Origin of the sequence: Acinetobacter sp. C32I (genome assembly GCF_023702715.1) — a bacterium.
GTDB lineage: Bacteria > Pseudomonadota > Gammaproteobacteria > Pseudomonadales > Moraxellaceae > Acinetobacter.
This window is the reverse complement of the sequence record NZ_CP098480.1, coordinates 3,039,097-3,062,807: the sequence shown is the minus strand read 5'-3', so window position 1 is coordinate 3,062,807 and position 23,711 is coordinate 3,039,097. Positions and strand designations below refer to the sequence as shown.

Here is a 23,711-nt window from a genome sequence, read left to right as displayed (position 1 = left end):
TTTGTTATCTTTAAAACAAAAAACCGATGTTTCACGTGAAACATCGGTTCGGACATTATTAACTATGTTTATCCCAAAACTTTCTAAAGTTTTTGGCAACTTCAATGGTATTGCGTTTGGCCTTACTTGAGACTGGCGTGAGGTTAATAAAGCCGTGAGTCTGATCTGGGTAATCCACGTATTGAACTTTCACCCCGTTTTGTCTTAGCTTATGGCTATAGATTGCACCCTCATCATGCAGTAGGTCATGCCCGGCAGTAATCACATAGGCTGGTGCTAACTTTCTAAGACTGCCATAGGTTGGTGAGATTAATGGATCATCTAATGCAACATCATGCTGTGTTGCATAATAGTCAGTCACATAATCCACATCTTTACTGGTCAACACCAAGCCCTCTCCATAGGCATAGAAAGAAGGATGGCGGCTTTTGAAATCAACCACGGGATAAATCAATAATTGTGCTTGAGGTGCGTAGGCCTTACCTACAGAATGTTGCGCAACCGTGGTACTGATATTGCCCCCTGCACTATCCCCTGCAACCGCAATTCGGTTTTTATAGATTTTCAATTGACGGCGATTTTGATACACCCATGCCAAAGCATCTTCACATGATTTGATCAACAGTTGTGGTGATGCTTCTGGTGCAAGTGGGTAATCAATACTTAAGACCTGTACTTTTGCATACTTGGCAATCAGACGACAGGCTTCGTCATGGGTATCCAAACCACCCACCACAAAACCACCACCATGATAGAACACAATCATTGGCAATTTTTTATTGGGCGCAGGATGATAATGTCTGGCAAAGACTGTACCGCTTTGTAGTGGAAGGCGAATGTCCTCAACCGAGTCAATTGAAGTCGGTTTATTGATAATTGCCAACATTTGCGCATCAAACTGACGGCGAGACTCAATTGGATCATCCCCAATAAAGCCAATGCGCCCTTGTTTAATTTGGACGGCCATCAGACATTTGGTAAAAGAATCTAAATCTGGATATTGGTGTGGATAAGCGAGAAGCTTAGCGAGAGACTCTTGTACGATTTTGGGGAGCTTATCTAGCGCTCGTGCAGCGGGGCCTTGCCCTTTGTCTAAAATTATTTGAATTTTCTGAGGTAATGCTGTCACTTCTGTCCCCTTCTTCGCTCTGTCCATAATTCTTGTTGTCTTCGACTATATGCTTTTCTAAAGTCTTAGATCAAGTTCAAGATTTGAAAAATATGTCGTACGCTAAAGGGCTATTATCAAAAAGTCATTAACCATAGTGCTTATTCACAGCTACTTTTTATGTCAATTAAATGCTGTTTTAACATGAGATTGTTAAAACGATAAAACTAGAACGAATAAATTCGTTCTAGTCTATAGCACTCTAAAAGTGTCCGTTTTATGAATTAAGTTAACTTCGCGCAATGTATAGCAGTACATTAGTAAGATTGCATGCGGCATCGTGTGTTTAATCTTATGCGAAGCTAACTTCATTCTAAAAATTATTGAGCTGTCGTACCTGCTGAACCAGAAACTGAGCCAGATACATCCGCAGAAGCGCCACCAGATTGAACATCAACTGATGAACCAGCTTGTACGCCAACACCACCTTGTACACCAGCAGGGCTTGCACCTGTTGTTTGAGCTGAGCCAGACGCGTCTAAACCACCTTGAGTTGAGCAACCTACAGCTGTTAATGCAACACCAGCTACAACCGCAGAAATCAATGCTAACTTTTTCATTTCGTATTTCCTTTCATTATGACAAAAAGCAAAGTTGTCTTTGCGATGCCTATGATTCACAATTTTTTTCTCGAACGTGATGCGGATTAGTTGCAGTTTGTTATGTAAGCCGCTCTATTTTGCAATTTTTCTTAAATCAACTCTTTTCATATTTCACATATTAAAAAAAACATGCAAAATCGCTAAAGCATTAAAGTTAAAGTAATTTCACGATTTTTAGCTTTATTTTTGCAGTTAAAAAGCGATTATCTTATTTTTTTATAATTCATAGAAACACCGTACAATCTGCTTAAAAGATTACAATTGAATAATTTTGATTAAAAATAAATGTAGCAGCCATAAAAAACCGTGACTCATCATCACGGCTTTTCCATTTATTTGGCTTGGTTTAAGGCCATTGCATCTCACCTTTCACCACTTTGGCGCCCAACTCTAAACTGCTCGACTCACCTAAAGTTGGATACTGCTTTTGCATAATTCCAATTAATTCAGCTGAATTTTTGCTGGCTTTTACCGCTTTTTCATACTGCTTTAAATAGTCAATCGAAAAATTCACCGCATCAAGACCTTCCGCTGCGCCTGCTTTCATATGTGCAGGTACTACCACTTGTGGATTTAAGGCTTTGATGCTCTCTAAAGTCTGTACCACTTCTGCACGATCTTTGACTGTTGGGGTATCCGCAGTCCACAGATGAATACCTGATGATACTGGAATACCACCAACCACAGCTTTGGCACTCGGAATCCATAAATAAGTCAGTTCTTTCTTACCTTTGATTTCGATATTTTCATTTTCTAATTTTAAGGTTTTAGCCGTATACGCTTGTGGAACAATAATCTTGCTCGGTGCATTGGCTCCCATTTTTGGTCCCCAATACTGTACTTTCAACGCTTGCGTATCCTGAATATGCTTCACTGTTTCAGGGGTCGCAATCACTTGCACATTCGGGAAGTATTGCTTAAACACATCTAAACCAAAATAGAAGTCTGGATCGCCATAGCTGACAAAAATGGTTTTTAAGGTTTTGCCGCTATCTAAAATATCGGCCGCAATACGCAATGCTTCTGATTTAGAGAATTGTGCATTCACCAATAACACTTCTTTATCGCCTTCAATCAAGGTCGAAGTCACACCAAAATGTTCAGGTTGAGCCAAAAAGTTCTGGATTTTTAAGTCTTGTGCAAAAGCCGCAGATGTTGCTGCTAAAGTGGATAAAGCAATGATATAAGGTTTGGTATTCATCTTATCGTCTCCAATTTGATAAGGAACACTTTAAATTGCAATTATTGCTGAATAAACACACTAAATTAAGATAAAATGTTGCATATCTTGCAACAATGATAATAAACATGGATACCTTAAAAGCCATTCAAGTCTTTGTCTGTATTGCGCATCAAGGCAATCTGAGCAAAGCAGCCGAACATCTGGATTATTCTAAAGCCATGGTGTCACGTTATTTAGAACACCTTGAACAAACCTTCTCGACGCGTCTATTTCAACGCAATACCCGTAAAGTGTCACTCACCCCTGCGGGTGAGAAAGCGCTGGTCTACTGCGAAAATATTTTACAGCAGCAACACCTGCTCGAAGCTTTGGCCGCACCAGAACAACATAGTGGCACGATTCGTTTTACCTGCGGCTTGTTTCTGTTTCAATTGGGCGTGAATGAATGCATTAAGCAATTTAAGAAACGCTATCCACAAATTCATTTTGATGTCTATTTAACTGAAAATACGGTCGACCTGATGGATGCTCATGTGGATCTTGCTTTGAGGATTACCCAGAAAGTTGCAGATGGACTGATTGCCCGCCCAGTCTGTCAAATTGAATCCACCTTTTGCGCACATCCACATTACTTACAAGACCACACTCCCCTGTTACATCCCAGCCAGTTGATCCAACATGAATGCATTGCCCATCATACCCATAACCAGTACTGGACCTTGTTTGATACAGATCAGCAACCACAGAACTATCCATTAAATGTTACGTTTAAAAGCAATGATGTGATTGCACTTTATCAAATGTGTCTTAAAGCCCAAGGGATTGCCATGCTGCCAACATTATTGGTGCGTAAAGATATTGCGCAACAGCGTTTGCAACAGGTATTTACAGATTTTGCTGCACCCGATCTGACCTTGTCCCTAGTCTATGCATCTAGACAACATTTACCCAAAATCACCCAAGAATTTATTGCTTTTGTGATTGAAAACTTAAATTTTTACTTAGATCAGCAAAATTAAAAGATTTAAATCGACCTGAACGCTTGAATTTTGTCGGCTTGCCCATACTTCATCCCTATCTATGAATGACCAAGATGTGGCAGTTCGGGTTTAACCCTATGAGCATTCACGCCAAAAAGGACTGTACATGTTTAAGAACCTTTTTCAACGGAGATCATCAATGGCTAATGAGCACAATGAGCAAGCTCAAGACATTCAAAATGAGCAACAGGCTGAACAAACTCAAGCTGAAGGTGTAGAGCAGGCAAACGAGCTTAGCGTTGAAGATTTACAAGCGCAAATCACAAAACTTGAAGAAAGCTTGAAATTAGAAAAAGCACGTACTGCCAATGCTGTTTATGAAGCGCAGAAGAGTGTCGAGCGTATTCAACGCGAATCTGAAAAGCACAAAGATACCGTGCTAGAAAAATTTGCAAAAGAATTACTGGATTCTGTCGATAACCTTGAACGTGCAATTCAAGCAGCTGGCGAAGAAGAAACGCCTGTGCTTGAAGGCGTCAAGCTAACCCTGAAATCATTACTGACCACACTGGAAAAATTTGGCGTGCTTGAAGCGGATACCCAAAATGGCTTCAATGCAGATTTACACCAAGCGGTTGGGATCGATCCAAATGCCAAAGCCAACCAAATTGGCACTGTTTTACAGAAGGGTTATACCTTAAATGGTCGCCTACTCCGCCCAGCGATGGTGATGGTAGGTCAATAATCCAAGTAGCAAAGCGTTTATTTGCTCAAAAGTGCAGAAATTTGAGAGTTTTTTGATTTTTTTTCATAAAAATGCTTGAAAAATACCAATTGACTCTCATATCGAATAACAAGCAAAACATTGCAACAAAATTTTAGAGGAACACAATCAATGGCAAAAATTATTGGTATTGACTTAGGTACTACCAACTCATGTGTTGCTGTACTTGAAGGCGATAAAGTAAAAGTAATCGAAAACGCAGAAGGCGCACGTACAACTCCATCGATCATCGCATATAAAGATGGCGAGATCCTTGTGGGCCAAAGCGCGAAACGTCAAGCGGTAACCAACCCGAAAAACACATTATTCGCAATCAAGCGTTTAATTGGTCGTCGTTATGAAGATCAAGCAGTACAAAAAGATATCGGTCTTGTCCCTTATAAAATCATCAAAGCGGACAATGGCGATGCTTGGGTTGAAGTAAACGATAAAAAATTAGCACCACAACAGATCTCTGCTGAAATCTTGAAAAAGATGAAGAAAACTGCAGAAGACTATTTAGGTGAAACAGTAACTGAAGCAGTAATTACTGTTCCTGCTTACTTTAACGATGCACAGCGTCAAGCGACTAAAGACGCAGGTAAAATTGCTGGTCTTGATGTTAAACGTATCATCAACGAACCAACTGCTGCGGCACTTGCGTTCGGTATGGACAAAAAAGAAGGCGATCGTAAAATTGCAGTTTACGACTTAGGTGGTGGTACATTCGACGTATCAATCATTGAAATCGCTGACCTTGATGGCGACCAACAAATCGAAGTGTTATCAACAAATGGTGATACTTTCCTTGGTGGTGAAGACTTTGATAACGCTTTAATTGAATTCTTGGTTGAAGAATTCAAGAAAGAACAAAGTGTGAACTTGAAAAATGATCCACTTGCGTTACAACGTTTGAAAGAAGCTGCTGAAAAAGCAAAAATCGAGCTTTCTTCATCTAACGCGACTGAAATCAACCTTCCATACATCACGGCTGATGCGACTGGTCCTAAACACTTAGTGATCAACGTAACACGTGCAAAACTTGAAGGTTTGGTTGCTGACTTAGTTGCTCGTACGATTGAGCCTTGCCGTATTGCGCTTAAAGATGCGGGTCTTTCGACTTCTGACATCTCTGACGTAATTTTAGTGGGTGGTCAGTCTCGTATGCCACTTGTACAACAAAAAGTACAAGAATTCTTCGGTAAAGAGCCACGTAAAGACGTGAACCCTGACGAAGCAGTTGCGATTGGTGCAGCGATTCAAGGTGCGGTATTGTCTGGTGACAAAACTGACGTACTTTTATTAGACGTAACACCTTTAACTTTAGGTATCGAAACAATGGGCGGCGTATTGACTCCGATCATTGAGAAAAACACCACGATTCCTGCGAAGAAATCACAAGTGTTCTCTACCGCTGCTGACAATCAGCCTGCCGTAGACATTTCGGTTTACCAAGGTGAACGTAAGATGGCTCAACAAAACAAATTGTTGGGTAACTTCCAATTAGGCGATATCCCACCTGCTCCACGTGGCGTACCGCAAATTGAAGTATCGTTCGACATCAACGCGGATGGTATCTTGAAAGTATCTGCAAAAGATAAGAGCACGGGTAAAGAGCAATCAATCCAGATCAAAGCAAACTCAGGTTTGTCTGATGCTGAAATCGATGCAATGATCAAAGATGCTGAAGCAAATGCTGAAGAAGATCGCAAGTTTGAAGAGTTAGCGAAAGCACGTAACGAAGCAGATGCGCTCGTTTCTAGCTCGACGAAAGCAGTAAAAGATCTTGGTGACAAAGTCACTGAAGATGAAAAAACTGCGATCACAACTGCTGTTTCTGAGCTTGAAGCAGCAACGAAAGAAAATGATGTTGAAGACATCAAAGCGAAAACTGAAGCTTTACAAAACATCTTGATGCCAATCACTCAACGTGCTTATGAACAAGCACAAGGTGCTGGCGGCGCAGAAGGTTTTGATCCAAATGCATTCCAAGGTGGCGATGCTGGTCAACAACAGAAAGCGGATGATGGCGTTGTAGATGCTGAGTTCACAGAAGTAAAAGATGACAAGAAATAATTTGTCTCTTTAAAAAGACCGCGCGAAAGCGCGGTTTTTTATTTTAAGATGAATCATTTTTGTTCAAAATAAAGTTCGCCCAAAATTGGCATAAACAAAGGTATAACGCCACACGCTTTTATTTCTTCAATAAACTCAGGAATATTCACCCCAGGCAACAACTGAGGAACGTCATCAATCGGCGTCACCATGCTATCCCAATGGCATGGAATAATGTATTTAGGCCTCAGTAATCGCACTACATCTTTGACATAGTTTGGACGATATTTGCGTCCGATTGCACACAAACACACAATATCAGCGTGTTTACCCTGCAACTCTTGCTCAATAAAATCAGCAGAATCAATGTGAACAACACACAGCTGGCCTGTATCAATCCACCAGTTCAACACCAAACCATGCCGTAACTGATGAAATTTTGGTGGATACGGTGGTGGTACGGTCATATCTCCTGGCAATGGCACACGACCAAACAAGGCTTTGCCATGGATTGAAGGCAAGCCAATCACTTGCCAAGAACCGCAGTGAATCACTTCCCTGCCCTGTGTGGCTTGCATCTGTTGCTCAGGCAAGCCTGCGGAACGCCCATACATCACACTGGCTTGTGAACCAATCAGGCGAGCACCTGTTTGTTTACACACTTCTGCGGCATCCAGAATATGGTCATAATGCGCATGTCCAATCAACACCTCATCCGCATCAGGGATATAGTGTTTAACCAATGCGGGATCGCTAGATAAAGGCTGAGTAAAGGTCTGCCAAAGACTTGGGCGGCTAATAAAAGGATCAAGCACTAAGCTTCGATTATTATCAGACAGAATAAACCCTGCAGTCCCCAGATATTTAATTTTTAGATTTTCTGCCTTTGCTGGTGCGGGCGAAGTCGCAGCCCAGACAGCCTCAGGTGCTTTGAGTAAATATTTCAGCATGCATATTCCTTTGCACTTTGTTTTAATTGTCAGTCTGAATGAATTGCCTCATCCACGATATGATCCGTGTATGAGTGAGTCCTCTCTAAAATACTAAACCTAAACCTTGAGCAAATCGAGTTGAATACCACAAGATTGGCTTGATACACATGAAATTATTTTCGGTATAATCCCAAGTATTAAAAAAATGATCGCTAGATGAAAAATGAAAACCGATCCCGTTATCAGCAAAACCCAATTTAGATTAATATTTATTGTTTCGCTGCTTAGTATTTTTATAGGTGCAATATTTGATGCATACGATGAAACATCGATTGCAATTAATGAACTATTAGCAACAGAACCACAGAACTGGGAACTTGTCATCTCAGGCATACTGACCGTTGGTTTTGTTATTGTATTTATCGGCTTACTGCTATTTAAACAATGGGCAAGAAAACTTTATGTCTATAGTTTTTTCCCCCTGTTACTTATTTATCTGTTACCAAGCTATTCTTCGACATTCATCTCTGGGTTTGGTGCTATTTTTTATGAGTTAGGCAATATTCTCTCTACACTGATCTGGGGAATTTTAGTGATGCCAAGCCTCTATCAACCGCTATTTTCCAAAAATAACGAATGAAATTCTTCCTCCTTGTTGTATTGGTGCTATTTCTGCTTTGGTCAGGCTATCAAACGCATCAACACCCGCAACTCAAATTTAACTCATTGACAGATCGCATTACCCATCCAATGGACACGCGTCTGCGTTACCGGATTGCCGAAGTCGATCCGCGCTTTAAGCTCAGTATTGAACAAGTCAAAAGCATCAGCCAGCAAGCCACCCAAATCTGGCAAGATGGTACTGGACAGGATTATTTTGTCTATGATCCCAATGCCCAACTCGCCATTCACCTGATTTATGATGAACGCCAAATCGAAAGTGAGCAACGCCGAGAACATTTAAGCCAACTCACATCGAATCAACAACATTGGCAAGAGAAAAAACAACAACTGGATCAAATCGAACAGGAAATTATACAGAGCAAGCAATTTTTGGATTTAAAACAACAACAACTGAATCAGCAAATCCAACACTATAATCAAGAACAACAAAATGCACGACAGCATCCAAGCTCATTTGCCAATTCGGACTATTTTCAGCAACGCCAGCGAGACCTAGAGCAAAATGTGCAAACCTTGCAGCAGGAAATTAACCAATATAATCAGAAGATTGCTCAATTAAATCAGCAAGTCGATGAACTCAATGCTTTAGACCAACAACTCAATGCCTCGGTGAGCCAATATAAACAGCGCTTTAAACCCCACTTATTTCACAAAGGCTTATTTAATGGCAAACAGATCTTTATTTATGAATTCGAATCAGAGGATGATCTACGTTTAACACTGGCTCACGAGTTCGGCCACGCATTGGGCTTAGCCCACGCTGAAGATGCTCAAGCCCTGATGTATCCAATCATGAAAGAACAAAATGCTGCTCATTTTCGTCTGACTCAAGCCGATCGTGCGCTATTACAGACAAGATAGTCTTTGTCCCTGCCGAGCTCAGATATCTCCAAAATAACTCAAAACTGGATGGACTATAAATGTCACAATCAAACAATTATTCACTGAAAAGTCAAAAACTTGCCGCTTTCAGAAAAAATTTACAAAAGTTAACAATAGGTCGATTTTTTTGCATTGAACCCTGAAACGTTTATGACTGTTGATTTAATCTGTTGATATTTTTTGAATTATGCTTAAAAAAACAACAAAAACATCATTTTTTGATTGTGTAAATCATTCGATTCATTTTTTTATTTATTAGAAAAAAATCACACTTTTTCATTTTATTTATTAACTACATAGCATTTTGACGCCCACAAAATAATGATCAAAAATAAGTTTTTATTTTGGGGAGATTTCACAATGCGAGTTCATTCTCTAGCATGTTTGATCGCTTGTTTAAGCATGGGCATATCTCAATTCAGCAATGCGCAAAGCAATACCCATTCATTGGATGCACACCAACACGCAAGCCCAAAAAAAATCGTGCATTATCGTATCGCAGACATTGATCCACGCTTTAATTTAAGCCAGCAACAAGTACTTGAGTTGACCCAACAAGCTGCCACACTATGGGAACAAGAAACAGGACAACAAAATTTCATTTATGACCCGCAAGCCGAATTTAGCATTCATTTAGTCTTTGATGAGCGTCAACAACGCAGTGCTGAGCGACTACAAGGCTTGGATCAACTGAAACAGCAGCAAAAGCAATGGGAAACGCTGAATCAACAATTAAAACAGGCCAAAGATGAAATCCAAAAAACGACCGCTTTGATTGCCACTAAACAGGCTCAACTCGCTGCCCAATTCCAGCACTATAATGCAGAAGTACAGCGCTTCAATCAAAGCCGTTCCAGTTCCAAAGACTTGGCACAACAATTTTCACAAAGACAAAAAGCATTACAACAACAGTCTTTGGCACTGCAGCAGGAAGTTCAAGAACACAATCAACGTACCCAACAACTCAATCAACGTATCCAGAGTTTAAATCAGAACAATCAACAACTGGTTGCGTCAGCAAGTCAATTTAATCAAGTGTTTCAGCCCCACTTATTCCATAAAGGCCATTTCAACGGCAAACAGATTCTGATTTATGAATTTTCTTCAATCAATGACCTCCGTTTCACCCTGGCTCACGAGTTTGGGCATGCGCTTGGCTTAGAACATACCAATGATCCAAGTTCACTGATGTACCCTGTCATCCAAAAACAAAACCTGCAGCAATTTGCACTTACCGATTCGGATAAAGACCTTGTAAAAGCCATTTATTAAACTGATTTCAGGTCAAAATGCTTTACAAGAATTAACAATCACTAGACTTTGAGTATAGTTTTTGTACAAATAGATAAATATTTTACGTGAAATAGAATGTATTTTTTGAGCTGAAAAAAAATATCTTTTCTAAATGTTTCGAGCAATTTCTATGGATCAAGCCGATTTAAAATAAAAAATAAACAATTGTTCTGATGTCGGTTTTAGATCATTTAATAAACAATTTTTGTTTTTTTATCACGATTTTTTCGCTATATGTCTACAAATGTATTTTTATTCATTTTACGGAAATATCGTTAAAACTCATAAGCTACATCCTATTACATCAATTTGACTACTGTTTTTTTTCGCTTAAAATGTGACCTCTTTCATGTTTTATCTCCTATTATGCGTCTTTTATCTCTCCTTTTGGCTACATGTTTTAGCGTGCTAGCCCCAGTCACGGCTTTTGCTCAAATTTCCTCAACGGCCTCGGCACAGTCACAGGTGCGCTATAGCACAGAACAGCCTTTGCGCTATCGTATCGCTGAACTCGACCCACGTTTGAATATTGATCAACAGCAAATGGTCGACTTAAGTCAGCAAGCAGCAGCAATTTGGGAAAAAAACACCGGTCAAAAATATTTCGTGTATGACCCTGAAGCTGAATTTGCCATTCATCTGGTATTTGATCAGCGCCAAATTCGCAGTATGAAACGTTCTGAAAGCTTAGGTCAACTTGAGCAGGAACAACAGAATTGGGTAAACCGAAATGAGCAGTTGCAAAAAGTTAACACTGACTTAGCTGAAAGTAGCGCCCAACTTGAGCGTCAAAAGCAAGCTTATGAAAACCAAGCTCAGCAATATCAACAAGGCTTAGCTCAATATAAGGCAGACAGCAGTAATAAAGCACTGTTCATTGCCTTACAAAAACAGCAGCAGCAATTACAGCAACAAGCTCAGAAGTTGCAAGCCAAGATCACTGAATACAATCATAAAGTTCAGCAAAATCAGCAACAGGCTGAAAAATCAAAGCAGATTCATCAGCAATTAAGTGCTTCTGTGAATGAGTTTAATGAAACCTTTAAGCCTGAAGTACTACACAAAGGCCAATTTGATGGAAAACAGATTTTTATTTATGAGTTCTCTTCAATCGATGATCTACGTTTAACTTTAGCACATGAATTTGGTCATGCTTTGGGCCTCAAACACACTCGTGATCCGAAGTCTTTAATGTATCCACGGATTAAAGATCAAGATGCCAAAGATTTCCAGCTAACGGATACAGATCTCAAGTTACTCGGTTTGGCTGATTAAAAGCAGATCATAACGCATGCTAGATGAATATAAGATGATCTGCTAAGCAATAACAAGAATGGGTCGATTGTTTTGATTTATTCATGTTATTGTGGTGTTAAAACATCATCTTAGCCTTAATGGAGATCAGCATGAGTTATTATCATATCTTAATTGAAGTGAACGACCACATCAGTACGATTGAACAAACTCGTGATGTCGAACTCTTGGATATTCAAGATATTAGCCCATATCTGCACTCTATTTTAATTCCTTATTTCAATGAGCAAGAAATCGAGCTTGAAGATGAAAATGTGGCATATGACGAGATTCTGCATTTAGAAGTTAAACAGACGCTTTTGCCGATTGAACACTTGATTGAAGAAGAACAGAAACAACTCCCAAGCGATACCGATGTCACCATCACCGCTTTTGAGATCTTTAATGATCGTGATTTAAGCCAAGATGTGACCGCGGTGATTTTTGATATTTTAGAGGCCGTGAAATTAGACGCAGCACCATAAAACTGAAAGATAAAAAAGGTCTGCATTAAGCAGACCTTTTTGTTTTATCGAAACCGCTTTATTGCATCATTTGCTTGGCCTGTTCCTGACGGAAAGCACGTAAAATCTGTTGCCCTGCACGCCCAGTCTGATTTAAACCCAAACGGCTCTGTTCCTGGCGAATAGCTTGACGGCTTTTATCACCAATCAAACCATCAACAGCACCAATATCATAACCACGCTGCACTAAGAACTGTTGAATTTCACGACGTTCAGCACGGGATGTACCTGCATCATCAGTCGGCCAAGTGGTTAAAAATGGCGTGCCACCACGTAAACGATCAGATAAATGCGCAATGGCTAAACCATAGCTTTCAGCTGCGTTATAGCTATAAATCGCATCAAAGTTTTTAAACACCAAGAACAAAGGACCATTAGCACCTGCTGGTGACATGAGTCCTGCTGGTGTGCTGCCTGATAAATTGCCTTGAATCAAGGCAGTCCCATCCGCACGGGTTAGGCCTTGTGCAATCCAGCTATTCAGTGGTTTTTTATTACGACGGCTTTCACCAGAGATTGACATACCTTGTGGGATTTTAACCTCAAAGCCCCATGGCATACCTGTTTGCCAGCCAGCACGCTTTAAGAAGTTTGCAGTCGAAGCCAAGGCATCGGTAGTGCTTGAAACCAAATCACGGCGGCCATCGCCATCAAAATCAACCGCAAGACGTTCATAGGTCGATGGCATAAATTGAGTATGACCAAAAGCCCCTGCCCATGAACCATACAACTGATCTTGGGTTAAATCGCCACGTTGCAAAATACGCATGGTGGCAAAAAACTCACCACGGAAATAACTTTGACGACGACCTTCACAACTTAAAGTACCGAGTGCTTGTAATAAAGGATATTTACCCGAAATATCACCATAATTACTTTCCACACCCCATACGGCAACCACTGTTTCAGCAGGTACACCATAGGCCTGTTCCACTCGGTTCAAAACTGCACGGTGTTGTGTGAGTTTTTGTTGTCCTGCCTGTACGCGTTCGTTATCCACAAGACCGGACAAATAATCCCAGATTGGGGTCGAAAATTCAGGCTGATAATTTAATTTATCAATCACCGAATAATCTGGGGTTAAATTTTGGGTATAACGATCATAGGTTGCGCCTGATACACCCGATGCAATCGCCTGTGAACGTAAATTGGCGATACAACCCTGAAAATTGGAATTTGGCGTATAATTACGACTGGCCACAGCTGCTGTTGTGGTGGGTGTCGAAACCGTTGCACCGTTAATCACAAGCTCAGCATGCGCCTGATTGAAAAAAGTAAATAAGGCAGTGCCTAGAAAAAAAGAAAAATGACGTTTCATGACTGAACCAAAACTTTTGAATTTAAATTTCTTCTCCACCTTAACACGCTCTATCAAGATGTATAGTTTGGAAACGTAACTTTGAATTCATTTCTGGGTTTTAAATTTAAAACACGGTTTTTAAATTCATAATTCCACCCTTATTTTAAATTTAAAAGTTATCAACACCCCTTCATTTAAATTCAAAAAACATAACAACCAGATACGCTATTTTAAATTTAAAAAGTTATCCACTTTTAAATTCATTTCAACCCAAATAAGCAACCAAATACAGGATAGATCATTGACCTGCCACAACTTAAATCATGAAAACAATAGATACCCACAAGCCATTTATTTAAATTTAAACCTCAATAGATTGGTTTTTTAAATTTAAAAACTGAGATTGTTTTTGAATTTAAAAATACATAGCCACCGTCAGGCTGGTTTTAAATTCAAATTAACCACTTTATTTTAAATTCAAAATCCATAATCAAGTTATCCACAGAAAAATATCCTGCGGTTTTAAATTCAAAAATAATCACACATAAAAAAAGCTTAATGAAGTTAACCCCACTAAGCTTTTATTCAATGCTAGCTATAGCTAATCAATCAAACTCAATACAGGACATTTAAAAGGAGCCTTACTCCCTTTACCCTGTATTGCTCTATAAGTCAGTGCTTTTAAATTATGGCGATGCGGTAAGTTTTCAGGCAATACAATATCCCAAACCAAGCCCAAATTATTTAAAGCATTTAAAGCCCACCAGCCAGGATCAGGTTGATTCTCATAGATCCCCAAAATTGCTGATTCAGGATAAGCATGATGGTTGTTATGCCATGATTCACCCATGGTAATATAAGAAGCCCATTTCACATTATGTCCTTGAACTGCAGCGCCCACCACCTCATTGTCCATTTCTCCATGATTATGAGCAAAATAACCAATCAGCCAATGCCCCGTCACAGAAACAACAATACGCGCAGAAATCCCCCAAATAACCCATGCAAAACCACCACAAATAAATAAAAGAATTGCCAATGGAAGCTGTTGCAGCATCCATGTTCTTTCCATAAATTGATAAATCCAATTATCTTTCAAATGAGATTCAGACCTAAACACAGGTGGATGCTTCAACTTAAGGTCACAATGTAATTGCCACCAACCATCCTTGATAATACATTCACCATGGCGTAAGTAAGAATGGCATTGCTTTTGTCTTTGTGCCCAGTCTCTTAAGTCATGGGTATGCACCATCCCAAATGGCCCAGCCAAGCCAACCAATACACCCAGATGAACTAAAAAATATTCTAGCCATTTTGGGCACTTATAGCTGTGATGAATCAATTTACGATGCATTCCCAAAGAATGCCCAAAACACAAAGTAAAAGCAGTCGTTAATATAAATACCAATAGTGCATCCACAGAAAAAGTTAACGCACCACCAATCAATGCAATCGCCAAATGACTAAATACCCATAACGATTTTAAAGGTGACCACCGCACCTCACCATCCATCGCATTGGTTAAAGGACTCTGCATTTTTATTCGAGCAATTTCAATTTTTTCAGACATCAAACCCTCCCACAGGCTTAGCCAACTTTTTTTTTATTTAGAATCTCTTTTTATCTATTTGTTATAGCGATTATCCCAAAGCAAGTAAATCACTGTTTTCTTTTTATACAATCCCAAATCAAACAACTCAACATCGATCACACACAGAACAACAACTCAGGTCGGTTTTAAATTCAAATCAGGCCTTTTATTTTAAATTCAAAATCCACAATCAAGTTATCCACAACCCCTATTTCTCAGATTTTTAAATTTAAAAGTTTAAATTCAAAATCAATCTGCAATAAAAAAGCGATCCGAAGACCGCTTTTAACAGATTGTGGATAAGTTTAGAGTGTCATTTCTGCGGTTAATGCCAATGGTACAGGTAAAATTTTCGCCAATTGACGGCATAAAGCTGTTAAATCATCAGCATTATTTGGCATCAAGGTGATATGGCCCAGCTTACGGCCGCTACGTTCAGTCTTATTATAAAGATGTAAATGCGCACCATGCAGTTCCAGAACCTGTTCAGATTTTGGATGCTGACCAATAATATTGATCATCACAGTAGGGCGAATGACTTCCGTAGAACCCAATGGCAAGCCTGCAACCGCACGAATATGGTTTTCAAATTGCGAGCAAATTGCACCTTCAATCGACCAATGACCCGAGTTATGTACACGGCACGCCATTTCATTGGCATATAAACCTTGTTCCGTCACAAACAGCTCAAGCGTGAGTACACCAACATAATTTAAGTGGTTTAACAAACGGGTAATATAGTCCTGCGCCACAGGCTGCAAATCAACGCTATTCGGTGCAGGTACAATCGAATGCGACAGAATGCCGTTGTGATGATGGTTTTCTGCCAAAGCCCAAGTTTTCACATCACCATTTTGACCACGTACCGCAATGATAGAGACTTCACGGCTGAATTTAACAAAGCTTTCCGCGATCAAGCTTTTCGCAGGGCCGAGTTCAGCCCAAGCCGTCTCGATTTGATCTGCCGTACGTAGTACGAATTGACCTTTACCATCATAGCCACCGGTTACGGTTTTCAATACGATAGGTAAGCCTAACTCCGCCACCGCTTGTTTTAAGCTGTCCAAGCTATCCACAGCACGATACGGCGCAACTGGAATACCGAGTTCATCAAACAAACTTTTTTCTGCCAAGCGATTTTGTGCCGTCGCCAAAGCAAGGCGAGGAGGGTGCAAGGTTTTGCTTTGCGTCAACACATCTACATCTGCAACAGGCGTGTTTTCAAATTCAAGGCTAAATACATCCGCACTGGCAATAAAATCGTGTAAGCCTTGCGGGTTTTGGCTGGAAAATACAGGACCTAAAATTGCAGCTGGACAATCCGTTTCTGCTTCAAAGAAAGTACATTGAATATTCAGTGGTAAAGCAGCTTGCGCCATCATGCGGCCAAGCTGCCCGCCACCAAAAATACCGATGGTTTTATTCATGTTCAGCCCCGTTACACTTGACCAGGGATATTATTATTCGACACTTTTTCGGTTTGTGCTGTACGGAAGTCCGCTACATTTTTTGCAATGTCTGGGCGGGTTAAGCCTAAAATCTGCGCCGCCATAATCGCTGCATTGGTTGCACCGGCCTGACCAATGGCCAAAGTACCGACTGCGATACCTGCTGGCATTTGTACAATCGAAAGCAATGAATCTACGCCATTTAAAATCGAAGACTTCACTGGTACGCCAAGCACAGGTAAATCAGTTTTCGCTGCACACATACCCGGTAAATGTGCTGCACCGCCAGCACCTGCAATAATCACTTGAATACCACGATCACGTGCAGTTTCTGCATATTCAAACAAACGGTCTGGGGTACGGTGTGCAGAAACAACTTCCGCTTCAAATGGGACACCAAGCTGTTTAAGCATATTGGCAGTATGTTCGAGAGTTGCCCAATCTGATTGAGAACCCATGATAATTCCAACAAGTGGTTGAGCGTCTTGTGCTGCGGCCGCATTCATTGCTAATGTTCCAGAGACAAAAATTAAAGAAGATAAATCTCGACGAGAGCCAAGCTTTAGAGGATTCAGAACCCCATTATTATAGACTGATTTTTCATCTCACGAAAATTTAACTGAACCACGATCAACAGATTTTTTAACAAATAAGGAAAATTGATCGAATGAACAATGACATAGCGTTGAATTTCTACAATAATAGGGCACAACCACCTCAATCAGAGCCTTCATCATGAAAAAACGGCTAAGCCTGTTGCTCATGGCACTTTTTACGGCGCACAGCAACGCCGCTTTGGTGAATTTAAATCTCGATGAGTTTCAAAAAACCTTTCAGTCTTTAAATAAAACGCAAGGCTATAACGGTGAAATTAAAAGTGATGCACTGACTGGAGCAACACACGAAAAGTTTATTGTCATAGGTTCATCGCATAGCGATGAAAGAGAGCCTGTATTAATGACGGGTTATTATATCAGCCCAACCCAGATCGGAATGCTTTACGCCATTACTCAATATCGTGTGTACTGTGATGATGAGACCTATAGCTACACCTTGTCTAACTTTGAGCCCAATGGTGCCTTATCCAGTACCAACATGGACACAGACTATGCCTTTGAATATGAAAATCCCTCAGCAAGAGATCAACAGTTTGCCAAGATTTTAAAAAATGCCTGTCAGCATCCTGCCAAATAAACCCGAACCATGAAATCACAAGGGGCAAGCCCTCAAAACTCTATTTGATCCCCGCCATTGTGATTTATTGATTTCTAAATACGAAATAGACACAGCCCATTAAACACAGCATCGCCCAGATGTAATCGAGTTTAAATGGTTGTTTAAATAGAAAAATCATAAAAGGTACAAACACCAATAACGTCACCACTTCTTGGGTAATCTTCATTTCACCCAAACTCCAGCCATGCTGATTGAGCAATTTGGTGGCAGGAATCATAAAACTGTATTCCAGCAGCGCAATACACCAACTAAATAAGATGGCTTGCCAGAGCGGTGCATCATGCAAGATTTTCAGATGCCCATACCATGCCAAGGTCATAAAACAGTTGGAAATAATCAACAAACATAGTGCTAAAAGTGTCGGGCTCAACATCGGGTTCTTTTATCCAAATCAGGGCTGAACAATAGGGAATAGCATGCCAGTAAAACCGTTGAAATATTAGCATCTATCCGCATCATTATAAGTAAACAACAACAACGAATTTTGACTATCTTTTCCATGCAAGCCTTGCTATCGTTGCGTTTGATTTTTATTGATAACGACAATCATACACACAATATCAGTGCTGTATGAAAAGCAGTGGAGAAGGCGCGTTATGCATCTGCATATTTTGGGTATTTGTGGCACATTTATGGGGTCTTTGGCTCTACTCGCACGAGATTTAGGACATAAAGTCACAGGTTCAGATGCCAATGTTTATCCACCAATGTCGACTCAACTGGAAAATGCAGGTATTGAATTGATGCAGGGCTATGACCGTAGCCACTTGCAACCGCATCCTGATCTTGTGATTGTCGGCAATGCCATGAAACGTGGTATTGATGCGATTGAATACATGCTGAATGAAGGCCTGCCTTATATTTCTGGCCCGCAATTCTTGGCCGACCATGTACTGCAAGGCAAACATGTGCTTGGTGTCGCAGGTACACATGGTAAAACCACTACCACAACTATGCTGGCTTGGGTGCTTGATCAAGCAGGCTTAAATCCTGGCTTTTTGATCGGTGGCGTACCGCTTGGTTTTAGTGAAAGTGCACGTTTAGGTGGTGGCAAATATTTCTGTGTAGAAGCAGATGAATATGATTCTGCCTTCTTCGATAAGCGTTCTAAGTTTGTTCACTATCACCCTAAAACTGCAATTCTCAACAACCTTGAATTTGACCACGCCGACATTTTTGATGATCTGGCTGCAATTCAAAAACAGTTCCATCATTTGGTGCGTACTATTCCAAGTGAAGGCCGTATTATTGCGCCAATTACTGAAACCAATATTGATGAAGTATTAGAGCAGGGCTGCTGGACCCCTGTGCTTCGTACCAGTCTAGAACCAAATGACCAAGCCGCGTTATCTGCTGAGTTGATCAGTGCCGATGGCAGTCACTTTAAAGTACTTGAACACGGCAAAGTGATTGGTGAAGTGAAATGGAACATGACAGGGCAGCACAGTGTTGCCAATGCTTTAGCAACCATTGCTGCTGCACAACATGTCGGTGTCAGCCTTGAACAAGCCTGTGAAGCTTTATCTAACTTCGGTGGTGTTAAGCGTCGTATGGAGCTGTTAGGTACGGTGCGTGGCATCGAAGTCTATGATGACTTTGCCCACCACCCAACTGCGATTGAAACCACACTCGACGGCGCACGTAAACGTTTAGGCGAACGTAAGCTATGGGCGATCATTGAACCACGTTCTAACACCATGCGTATGGGCAGCCATAAAGATGGTTTGGCACATTCAGCTCGTTTAGCGGATGAAGTGATTTGGTATCAACCAGAAGGCTTGGATTGGGATTTACAACCTGTGATCTCAGCATCAGCAAACAAAGCTGAAGTCAGTCGCTCTTTAGATGACATCATTGCCCGTGTGGTGAATGAAGCAGGTGAGGGCGATGCTGTGGTGATCATGTCAAATGGAGGCTTTGGTGGTTTACACCAAAAGTTGATTAGAGCTTTGTCTTAGTAAATACAGGTATTGCACGGCCTCATTTATTAGGAAAAAAACCTATACCCTTTGTATAGGCATATCTCACTTTTCAGGGATGAAAAGTAAGCAAAAATCCTTTGTTTGGCAGAGGGTACATCCATGTGACCCCTACCAAACAGGCGGCATCCATGCCGCCGTCACAATAGTAAATATCAGCAAGAAATTAATTTAATCTGAGTTCGACAAGAAAGATGATACGCGTAAACGTCATCCACAACCTGAGCTAACCAAAGCGCTTAAAGCTTTGGGCTAGTGCAAGACAAACAAAGTGCGTAGTTTATTGCTCAAGCAGAGCTTTTACCTTGCGGTACGGCAAAGATTATTAATCTTTACTATTCGTACCTCAGGTTTTGCCTACTTTTCCCGAAAGAAAAGTAGGTCGAGCCTGAACGAAGTTGAAATATATTTCAACTGAAGTGCAAGACGTAGTGGCTTAGTCTAAAATTAAAATGAGACCACAGTAAGACTTTGCTATAACGTAAAGTTCGCATGCAAATGCAATTGGAGGCACCGAAGGCAGCCACCAGCCAGAAAAATCCTGATTTTCCAACAGGTCTCTGTAAAACTGCTATTACATTTTCTGGATTTACCGTAACCAGTTTCAATTTACCCACAAGTACAGCTCGTGAGGGCTTTTGGACAGAGTTGTTAGGTTTCGAGTAAAATGATATCTAGCTGTGAATCTTGAAGAATTCTTTTGCCACAGTAATAACCACTAGCCCTTTTCATGAGGTGTTTCACTACATCGCTAGGAAAACGATAGGTATGAAAAGTTGCATTAACGTCACTAACCCTGAGACGGCTACGCGGCCCAAGAATGACAATCAGCTCATCATATTTATCTGGATCACCCACATTTAAATTGGTACCTTCAGGCGAGTTGTGAACTTTTACTTGAACACGTGATGTACCAATTTTTCCGTCATAGCCAGGATGGCGACCACTAGTCTCAAGGACAAGGCCATATTTTTCTACGCAAAGCCGCTCACCGATATCACCAAGAATTTTGTCCGACCGCACAATCCCTGCTTTCAATAGCTTAGATGTACAGTTAAAGAACTCTTGTATTAGTACTGCATTTTCGGGGGACATATGATAAAAACCTAACTTTAAGATCGCACGCTTATCGTTTGTTTCATTATGGCTAACAAATCAGGTAAGACTGTACGCCTATGATATTTTGCATTATGCCTAACTATTTAAATCAACTCAATTTATTTACCAATTTCAACGGCAAAATCTTCATCGCAATCCCCATTGGCAACCACGGCCACTGCGGCACATAAGCCTTCACTGGTTCCTTCTCAATCGCTTTCACCAAAGCCTTACTTCCCGTTTTCTCATCCACTTCAAACGGTAATTTCTTCGCACCTTCATTTAATTCAGTGCGAATATAACCCGGGAAAATCGTTGAGACTTTAATTGGGGTATTCAACAACTCAGCACGAATCCCTTCCGCCAAATGCGCCACAGCAGCCTTACTCGCGGCATAGGTCGATAAATGCTTGGGTAAACCACGCATCGCACTCATCGAAGAAATCACCACCAAATGACCTTTATTTTGCGCTCTAAAGATTTCAACCGCGGCTTCACACTGCGCCAGTGCCGAAATAAAATTGGTTTCAGCGGTAGCACGATTCACCTCAAAATGCCCCTTACCAATACGGCGACCATCACCGACGCCTGCATTGACAATGATTCGGTCAATTGTCCCAAATTCTTGCTGAAAAGCATGGAACACCGTAAACACATCATCATAATGGGTCACATCAAGGGTTTTAATCTTGACCTGAATCGAAAACTGGCTTTGCAACTGTTGTTGTAAGGCTTCCAAACGCTCTAAACGTCGTGCACAAAGCGCCAGATTGTAGCCTTTGGCGGCAAATTCACGCGCCATACCTGCGCCCAAGCCCGAACTTGCCCCTGTAATTAAAATCGTCTTTGCCATGCCTGCCACCTATTTTTTAAATCCATGTTAAAAGTTCAGCATCACGCGCTTTCAAATAATGATGCTCATTGAAACTGAGTAATTGCAAACGACCATCTGTCCAACGCAACGTGGTAATACTGGCATTGGCAATCGACCAATTCAGTGCAAAAATCTGTTTAGCATCCAGACCCAATACCTGACCGACCGCCACCGAAATCACACCGCCAGAACTAAATACCACCGCCTGACGCGGTTGTGTGGCATCAATCTGCTGGCACAAACTGTGCAAAGCACTTTCTACACGTGATTGAAAGCTCAACCAGGTCTCATGATATTCATGGTCATATTGCTCTCCAATCCAGCGATCAATCGCGCCATCAAAGATTTTGGCGAGATAAGCACGTGGATTGGCCATCAATTCAACATCCTGTTTCAGCAATTCAGGTTGATTAAAACGTGGTTCGTACTGTGCAAACACCTGTTGATGATCAAACTCATTCCATACCGATTCAGTTTGAATCGCTGCATCATGAAAGCTTTGTGATAAGGCTAATTGCGCCGTCTGCTGATGACGTTGCATGGAACCCGCCACAATCAGCGGCGTTTGCTTTAGGGTCTGTTTAAAAAAATCACCCACAACCTGTGCCTGCTGTTCACCTTTGGCTGATAGTTGGTCATAACTTGCCGCACCAAAAGATGCCTGCCCATGTCGCACCAAATAAATTGTGGTCATCGTTTTAAAATATCCTGTAGTTTTACGCCATATTCAGTAATCAATTGCTGTGCTTGTGGATGGTTTTGCGCAATCAGTTTTAAGGCCCGAATATGTAAGGCATGAATCATAATCCAAAAATCTTTAAAGGCTGGATTATCGGTTTGCTGATGGTAATAACGATAATAAATCTGTTGCGCAATCACCGCTAAGCGGAACAAACCAAACACTTCATAAAATGCCCAGTTATCAGGCTGTAAACCTGTTTTTTTCAGATAATAATCGACCACTTGTTGCCGTGTCAGCATGCCTTTTAAATTGGTGGGTTGGCGGCGGCTGGATTTCATCAAAGCATCATCATCCTCTTGAATCCAGTAGGCGAGTGCGCTGCCCAAATCCATCAACGGATCACCCAGTGTCGCCATTTCCCAGTCCAGCACCCCAATCACTTGCGTCGGTTGTTGTGGATCTAAAATGACATTATCAAAACGCCAGTCATTATGAATCACGCAAGTTTTAGCATCGGCAGGGATATGTTGCAGCAACCATTCACGCACAAAGGAAAAATCAGGTACATTTGGTGTCAGTGCTTTACTGTAACGCGCATCCCAACCCTCAACCTGACGACGGCAATAGCCTTCACCTTTGCCTAGTTTTTCCAGTTCAGTCCCTTGATAAGGTACCTGATGCAGTTCAATCAATTTATCCAGAACATTCAGACACAGCTGCTGTACTTGCGGCTCATCCAGCTGTAACTCCTTGGGTAAATTAGCACGCGGAATAATGCCCTCGATCCGTTTCATGACATAGAAGTCACAGCCAATCACGCTCTCGTCCTGACACAGTGCAATCATTTCAGGCAGGACAGGGTAGAACGGCGCAAGATGCTTCTGCACATTGTATTCACGCGCCATATCATGCGCTGATTTGGCTTTGGTCCCTTTCGGTGGACGACGTAAAATCAGGTCTGCATTGTCATACTGCAAACGATAGGTCCAATTCGATGCGCCACCTGAATATTGGGTCACTTGTGCCTGTCCTTGCAGATCCACACCTTGGTTTTTTAACCAGCTTTCAACCGCTGCAATATCCAGTTCTTCACCGTGACGAACCTGTCCACCAATATCAATCATTGTCATTGTTGTATTTT

At 41.1% G+C, this 23,711-nt stretch carries 22 protein-coding genes and 1 pseudogene; 10 read left to right on the top strand and 13 right to left on the bottom strand.

Features of this window, described 5'->3' with window-relative positions:
- Positions 1-58 precede the first annotated feature (58 nt).
- The 3 genes from NDN13_RS14590 to NDN13_RS14580 all read right to left on the bottom strand — a co-directional run bounded on the left by NDN13_RS14590 (position 59) and on the right by NDN13_RS14580 (position 2,971).
- A complete protein-coding gene (locus tag NDN13_RS14590; RefSeq protein ID WP_251115975.1) occupies positions 59-1,129 on the bottom strand; it encodes an alpha/beta hydrolase in 1,071 nt (356 codons plus the stop codon).
- 359 nt (positions 1,130-1,488) lie between these two features.
- On the bottom strand, positions 1,489-1,728 hold the full coding sequence (locus NDN13_RS14585; RefSeq protein WP_251115974.1) for a hypothetical protein: 240 nt from the start codon (positions 1,726-1,728) through the stop codon (positions 1,489-1,491).
- A gap of 388 nt (positions 1,729-2,116) precedes the next feature.
- Positions 2,117-2,971, bottom strand: a complete 855-nt coding sequence (locus NDN13_RS14580) for an MBL fold metallo-hydrolase (protein ID WP_251115973.1) — start codon at positions 2,969-2,971, stop codon at positions 2,117-2,119.
- Positions 2,972-3,078: 107 nt separating this feature from the next.
- Here NDN13_RS14580 and NDN13_RS14575 point away from each other — a divergent pair.
- From NDN13_RS14575 to dnaK, 3 genes and pseudogenes are all read left to right on the top strand, one after another.
- Positions 3,079-4,037 (top strand): annotated as a pseudogene (locus tag NDN13_RS14575) (LysR family transcriptional regulator).
- Positions 4,038-4,132: 95 nt separating this feature from the next.
- Positions 4,133-4,678, top strand: a complete 546-nt coding sequence (gene grpE, locus NDN13_RS14570) for a nucleotide exchange factor GrpE (protein ID WP_251115971.1) — start codon at positions 4,133-4,135, stop codon at positions 4,676-4,678.
- Between the two features lie 150 nt (positions 4,679-4,828).
- Positions 4,829-6,772: a molecular chaperone DnaK gene (dnaK, locus tag NDN13_RS14565; RefSeq protein WP_251115970.1), complete on the top strand. Its 1,944-nt coding sequence runs from the start codon at positions 4,829-4,831 to the stop codon at positions 6,770-6,772.
- A gap of 53 nt (positions 6,773-6,825) precedes the next feature.
- Here dnaK and NDN13_RS14560 read toward each other — a convergent pair whose 3' ends face one another.
- The gene (locus NDN13_RS14560) at positions 6,826-7,701 is read right to left on the bottom strand and encodes an MBL fold metallo-hydrolase (protein WP_251115969.1); all 876 of its coding nucleotides are present in this window, start codon (positions 7,699-7,701) and stop codon (positions 6,826-6,828) included.
- Between the two features lie 205 nt (positions 7,702-7,906).
- On the opposite strand from NDN13_RS14560, the gene NDN13_RS14555 reads away from it, so the two are divergent.
- The 5 genes from NDN13_RS14555 (at position 7,907) to NDN13_RS14535 (ending at position 12,320) form a co-directional block, all read left to right on the top strand.
- Positions 7,907-8,323 (top strand): hypothetical protein, encoded by a 417-nt coding sequence (locus NDN13_RS14555; protein ID WP_251115968.1) that lies wholly within the window; start codon positions 7,907-7,909, stop codon positions 8,321-8,323.
- Complete coding sequence (locus tag NDN13_RS14550) at positions 8,320-9,228, top strand: matrixin family metalloprotease (RefSeq protein WP_251115967.1); 909 nt, start codon at positions 8,320-8,322, stop codon at positions 9,226-9,228. Before NDN13_RS14555 ends, NDN13_RS14550 begins: the two co-directional genes overlap by 4 nt.
- A 381-nt stretch (positions 9,229-9,609) precedes the next feature.
- Positions 9,610-10,521, top strand: a complete 912-nt coding sequence (locus NDN13_RS14545) for a matrixin family metalloprotease (protein WP_251115966.1) — start codon at positions 9,610-9,612, stop codon at positions 10,519-10,521.
- Positions 10,522-10,908: 387 nt separating this feature from the next.
- Positions 10,909-11,817: a matrixin family metalloprotease gene (locus NDN13_RS14540; protein WP_251115965.1), complete on the top strand. Its 909-nt coding sequence runs from the start codon at positions 10,909-10,911 to the stop codon at positions 11,815-11,817.
- 119 nt (positions 11,818-11,936) lie between these two features.
- A complete protein-coding gene (locus NDN13_RS14535; protein WP_167539957.1) occupies positions 11,937-12,320 on the top strand; it encodes a hypothetical protein in 384 nt (127 codons plus the stop codon).
- Between the two features lie 58 nt (positions 12,321-12,378).
- Here NDN13_RS14535 and NDN13_RS14530 read toward each other — a convergent pair whose 3' ends face one another.
- From NDN13_RS14530 to purE, 4 genes are all read right to left on the bottom strand, one after another.
- Positions 12,379-13,677: a lytic murein transglycosylase gene (locus NDN13_RS14530; RefSeq protein ID WP_251115964.1), complete on the bottom strand. Its 1,299-nt coding sequence runs from the start codon at positions 13,675-13,677 to the stop codon at positions 12,379-12,381.
- 583 nt (positions 13,678-14,260) lie between these two features.
- Positions 14,261-15,232, bottom strand: a complete 972-nt coding sequence (locus NDN13_RS14525; protein WP_251115963.1) for an acyl-CoA desaturase — start codon at positions 15,230-15,232, stop codon at positions 14,261-14,263.
- Between the two features lie 326 nt (positions 15,233-15,558).
- The gene (locus NDN13_RS14520) at positions 15,559-16,680 is read right to left on the bottom strand and encodes a 5-(carboxyamino)imidazole ribonucleotide synthase (RefSeq protein WP_251115962.1); all 1,122 of its coding nucleotides are present in this window, start codon (positions 16,678-16,680) and stop codon (positions 15,559-15,561) included.
- Between the two features lie 11 nt (positions 16,681-16,691).
- Entirely contained in the window at positions 16,692-17,207 is a 516-nt protein-coding gene (gene purE / locus NDN13_RS14515; protein WP_251115961.1) for a 5-(carboxyamino)imidazole ribonucleotide mutase, read from the bottom strand.
- Positions 17,208-17,436: 229 nt separating this feature from the next.
- On the opposite strand from purE, the gene NDN13_RS14510 reads away from it, so the two are divergent.
- Positions 17,437-17,895 carry a hypothetical protein gene (locus NDN13_RS14510; protein WP_251115960.1) on the top strand — a complete coding sequence of 153 codons (459 nt, stop codon included), beginning with the start codon at positions 17,437-17,439 and terminating at the stop codon, positions 17,893-17,895.
- A 64-nt stretch (positions 17,896-17,959) separates the two neighbouring features.
- Here the strand turns inward: NDN13_RS14510 and NDN13_RS14505 are convergent, their stop codons facing one another.
- A complete protein-coding gene (locus tag NDN13_RS14505) occupies positions 17,960-18,310 on the bottom strand; it encodes a DMT family protein (protein ID WP_251115959.1) in 351 nt (116 codons plus the stop codon).
- 223 nt (positions 18,311-18,533) lie between these two features.
- Here NDN13_RS14505 and mpl point away from each other — a divergent pair, with 223 nt between their 5' ends.
- Positions 18,534-19,895 carry a UDP-N-acetylmuramate:L-alanyl-gamma-D-glutamyl-meso-diaminopimelate ligase gene (gene mpl, locus NDN13_RS14500; RefSeq protein WP_251115958.1) on the top strand — a complete coding sequence of 454 codons (1,362 nt, stop codon included), beginning with the start codon at positions 18,534-18,536 and terminating at the stop codon, positions 19,893-19,895.
- Between the two features lie 672 nt (positions 19,896-20,567).
- On the opposite strand, the gene NDN13_RS14495 is transcribed toward mpl, so the two are convergent.
- From NDN13_RS14495 to NDN13_RS14480, 4 genes are all read right to left on the bottom strand, one after another.
- Complete coding sequence (locus tag NDN13_RS14495) at positions 20,568-21,011, bottom strand: hypothetical protein (protein WP_251115957.1); 444 nt, start codon at positions 21,009-21,011, stop codon at positions 20,568-20,570.
- A 112-nt stretch (positions 21,012-21,123) separates the two neighbouring features.
- A complete protein-coding gene (locus NDN13_RS14490; RefSeq protein WP_004803292.1) occupies positions 21,124-21,867 on the bottom strand; it encodes an SDR family oxidoreductase in 744 nt (247 codons plus the stop codon).
- A gap of 16 nt (positions 21,868-21,883) precedes the next feature.
- Positions 21,884-22,582 carry a histidine phosphatase family protein gene (locus NDN13_RS14485; protein WP_251115956.1) on the bottom strand — a complete coding sequence of 233 codons (699 nt, stop codon included), beginning with the start codon at positions 22,580-22,582 and terminating at the stop codon, positions 21,884-21,886.
- Positions 22,579-23,700 (bottom strand): phosphotransferase family protein, encoded by a 1,122-nt coding sequence (locus tag NDN13_RS14480; protein ID WP_251115955.1) that lies wholly within the window; start codon positions 23,698-23,700, stop codon positions 22,579-22,581. The genes NDN13_RS14485 and NDN13_RS14480 overlap by 4 nt, the downstream gene beginning before the upstream one ends.
- Positions 23,701-23,711 lie beyond the last annotated feature (11 nt).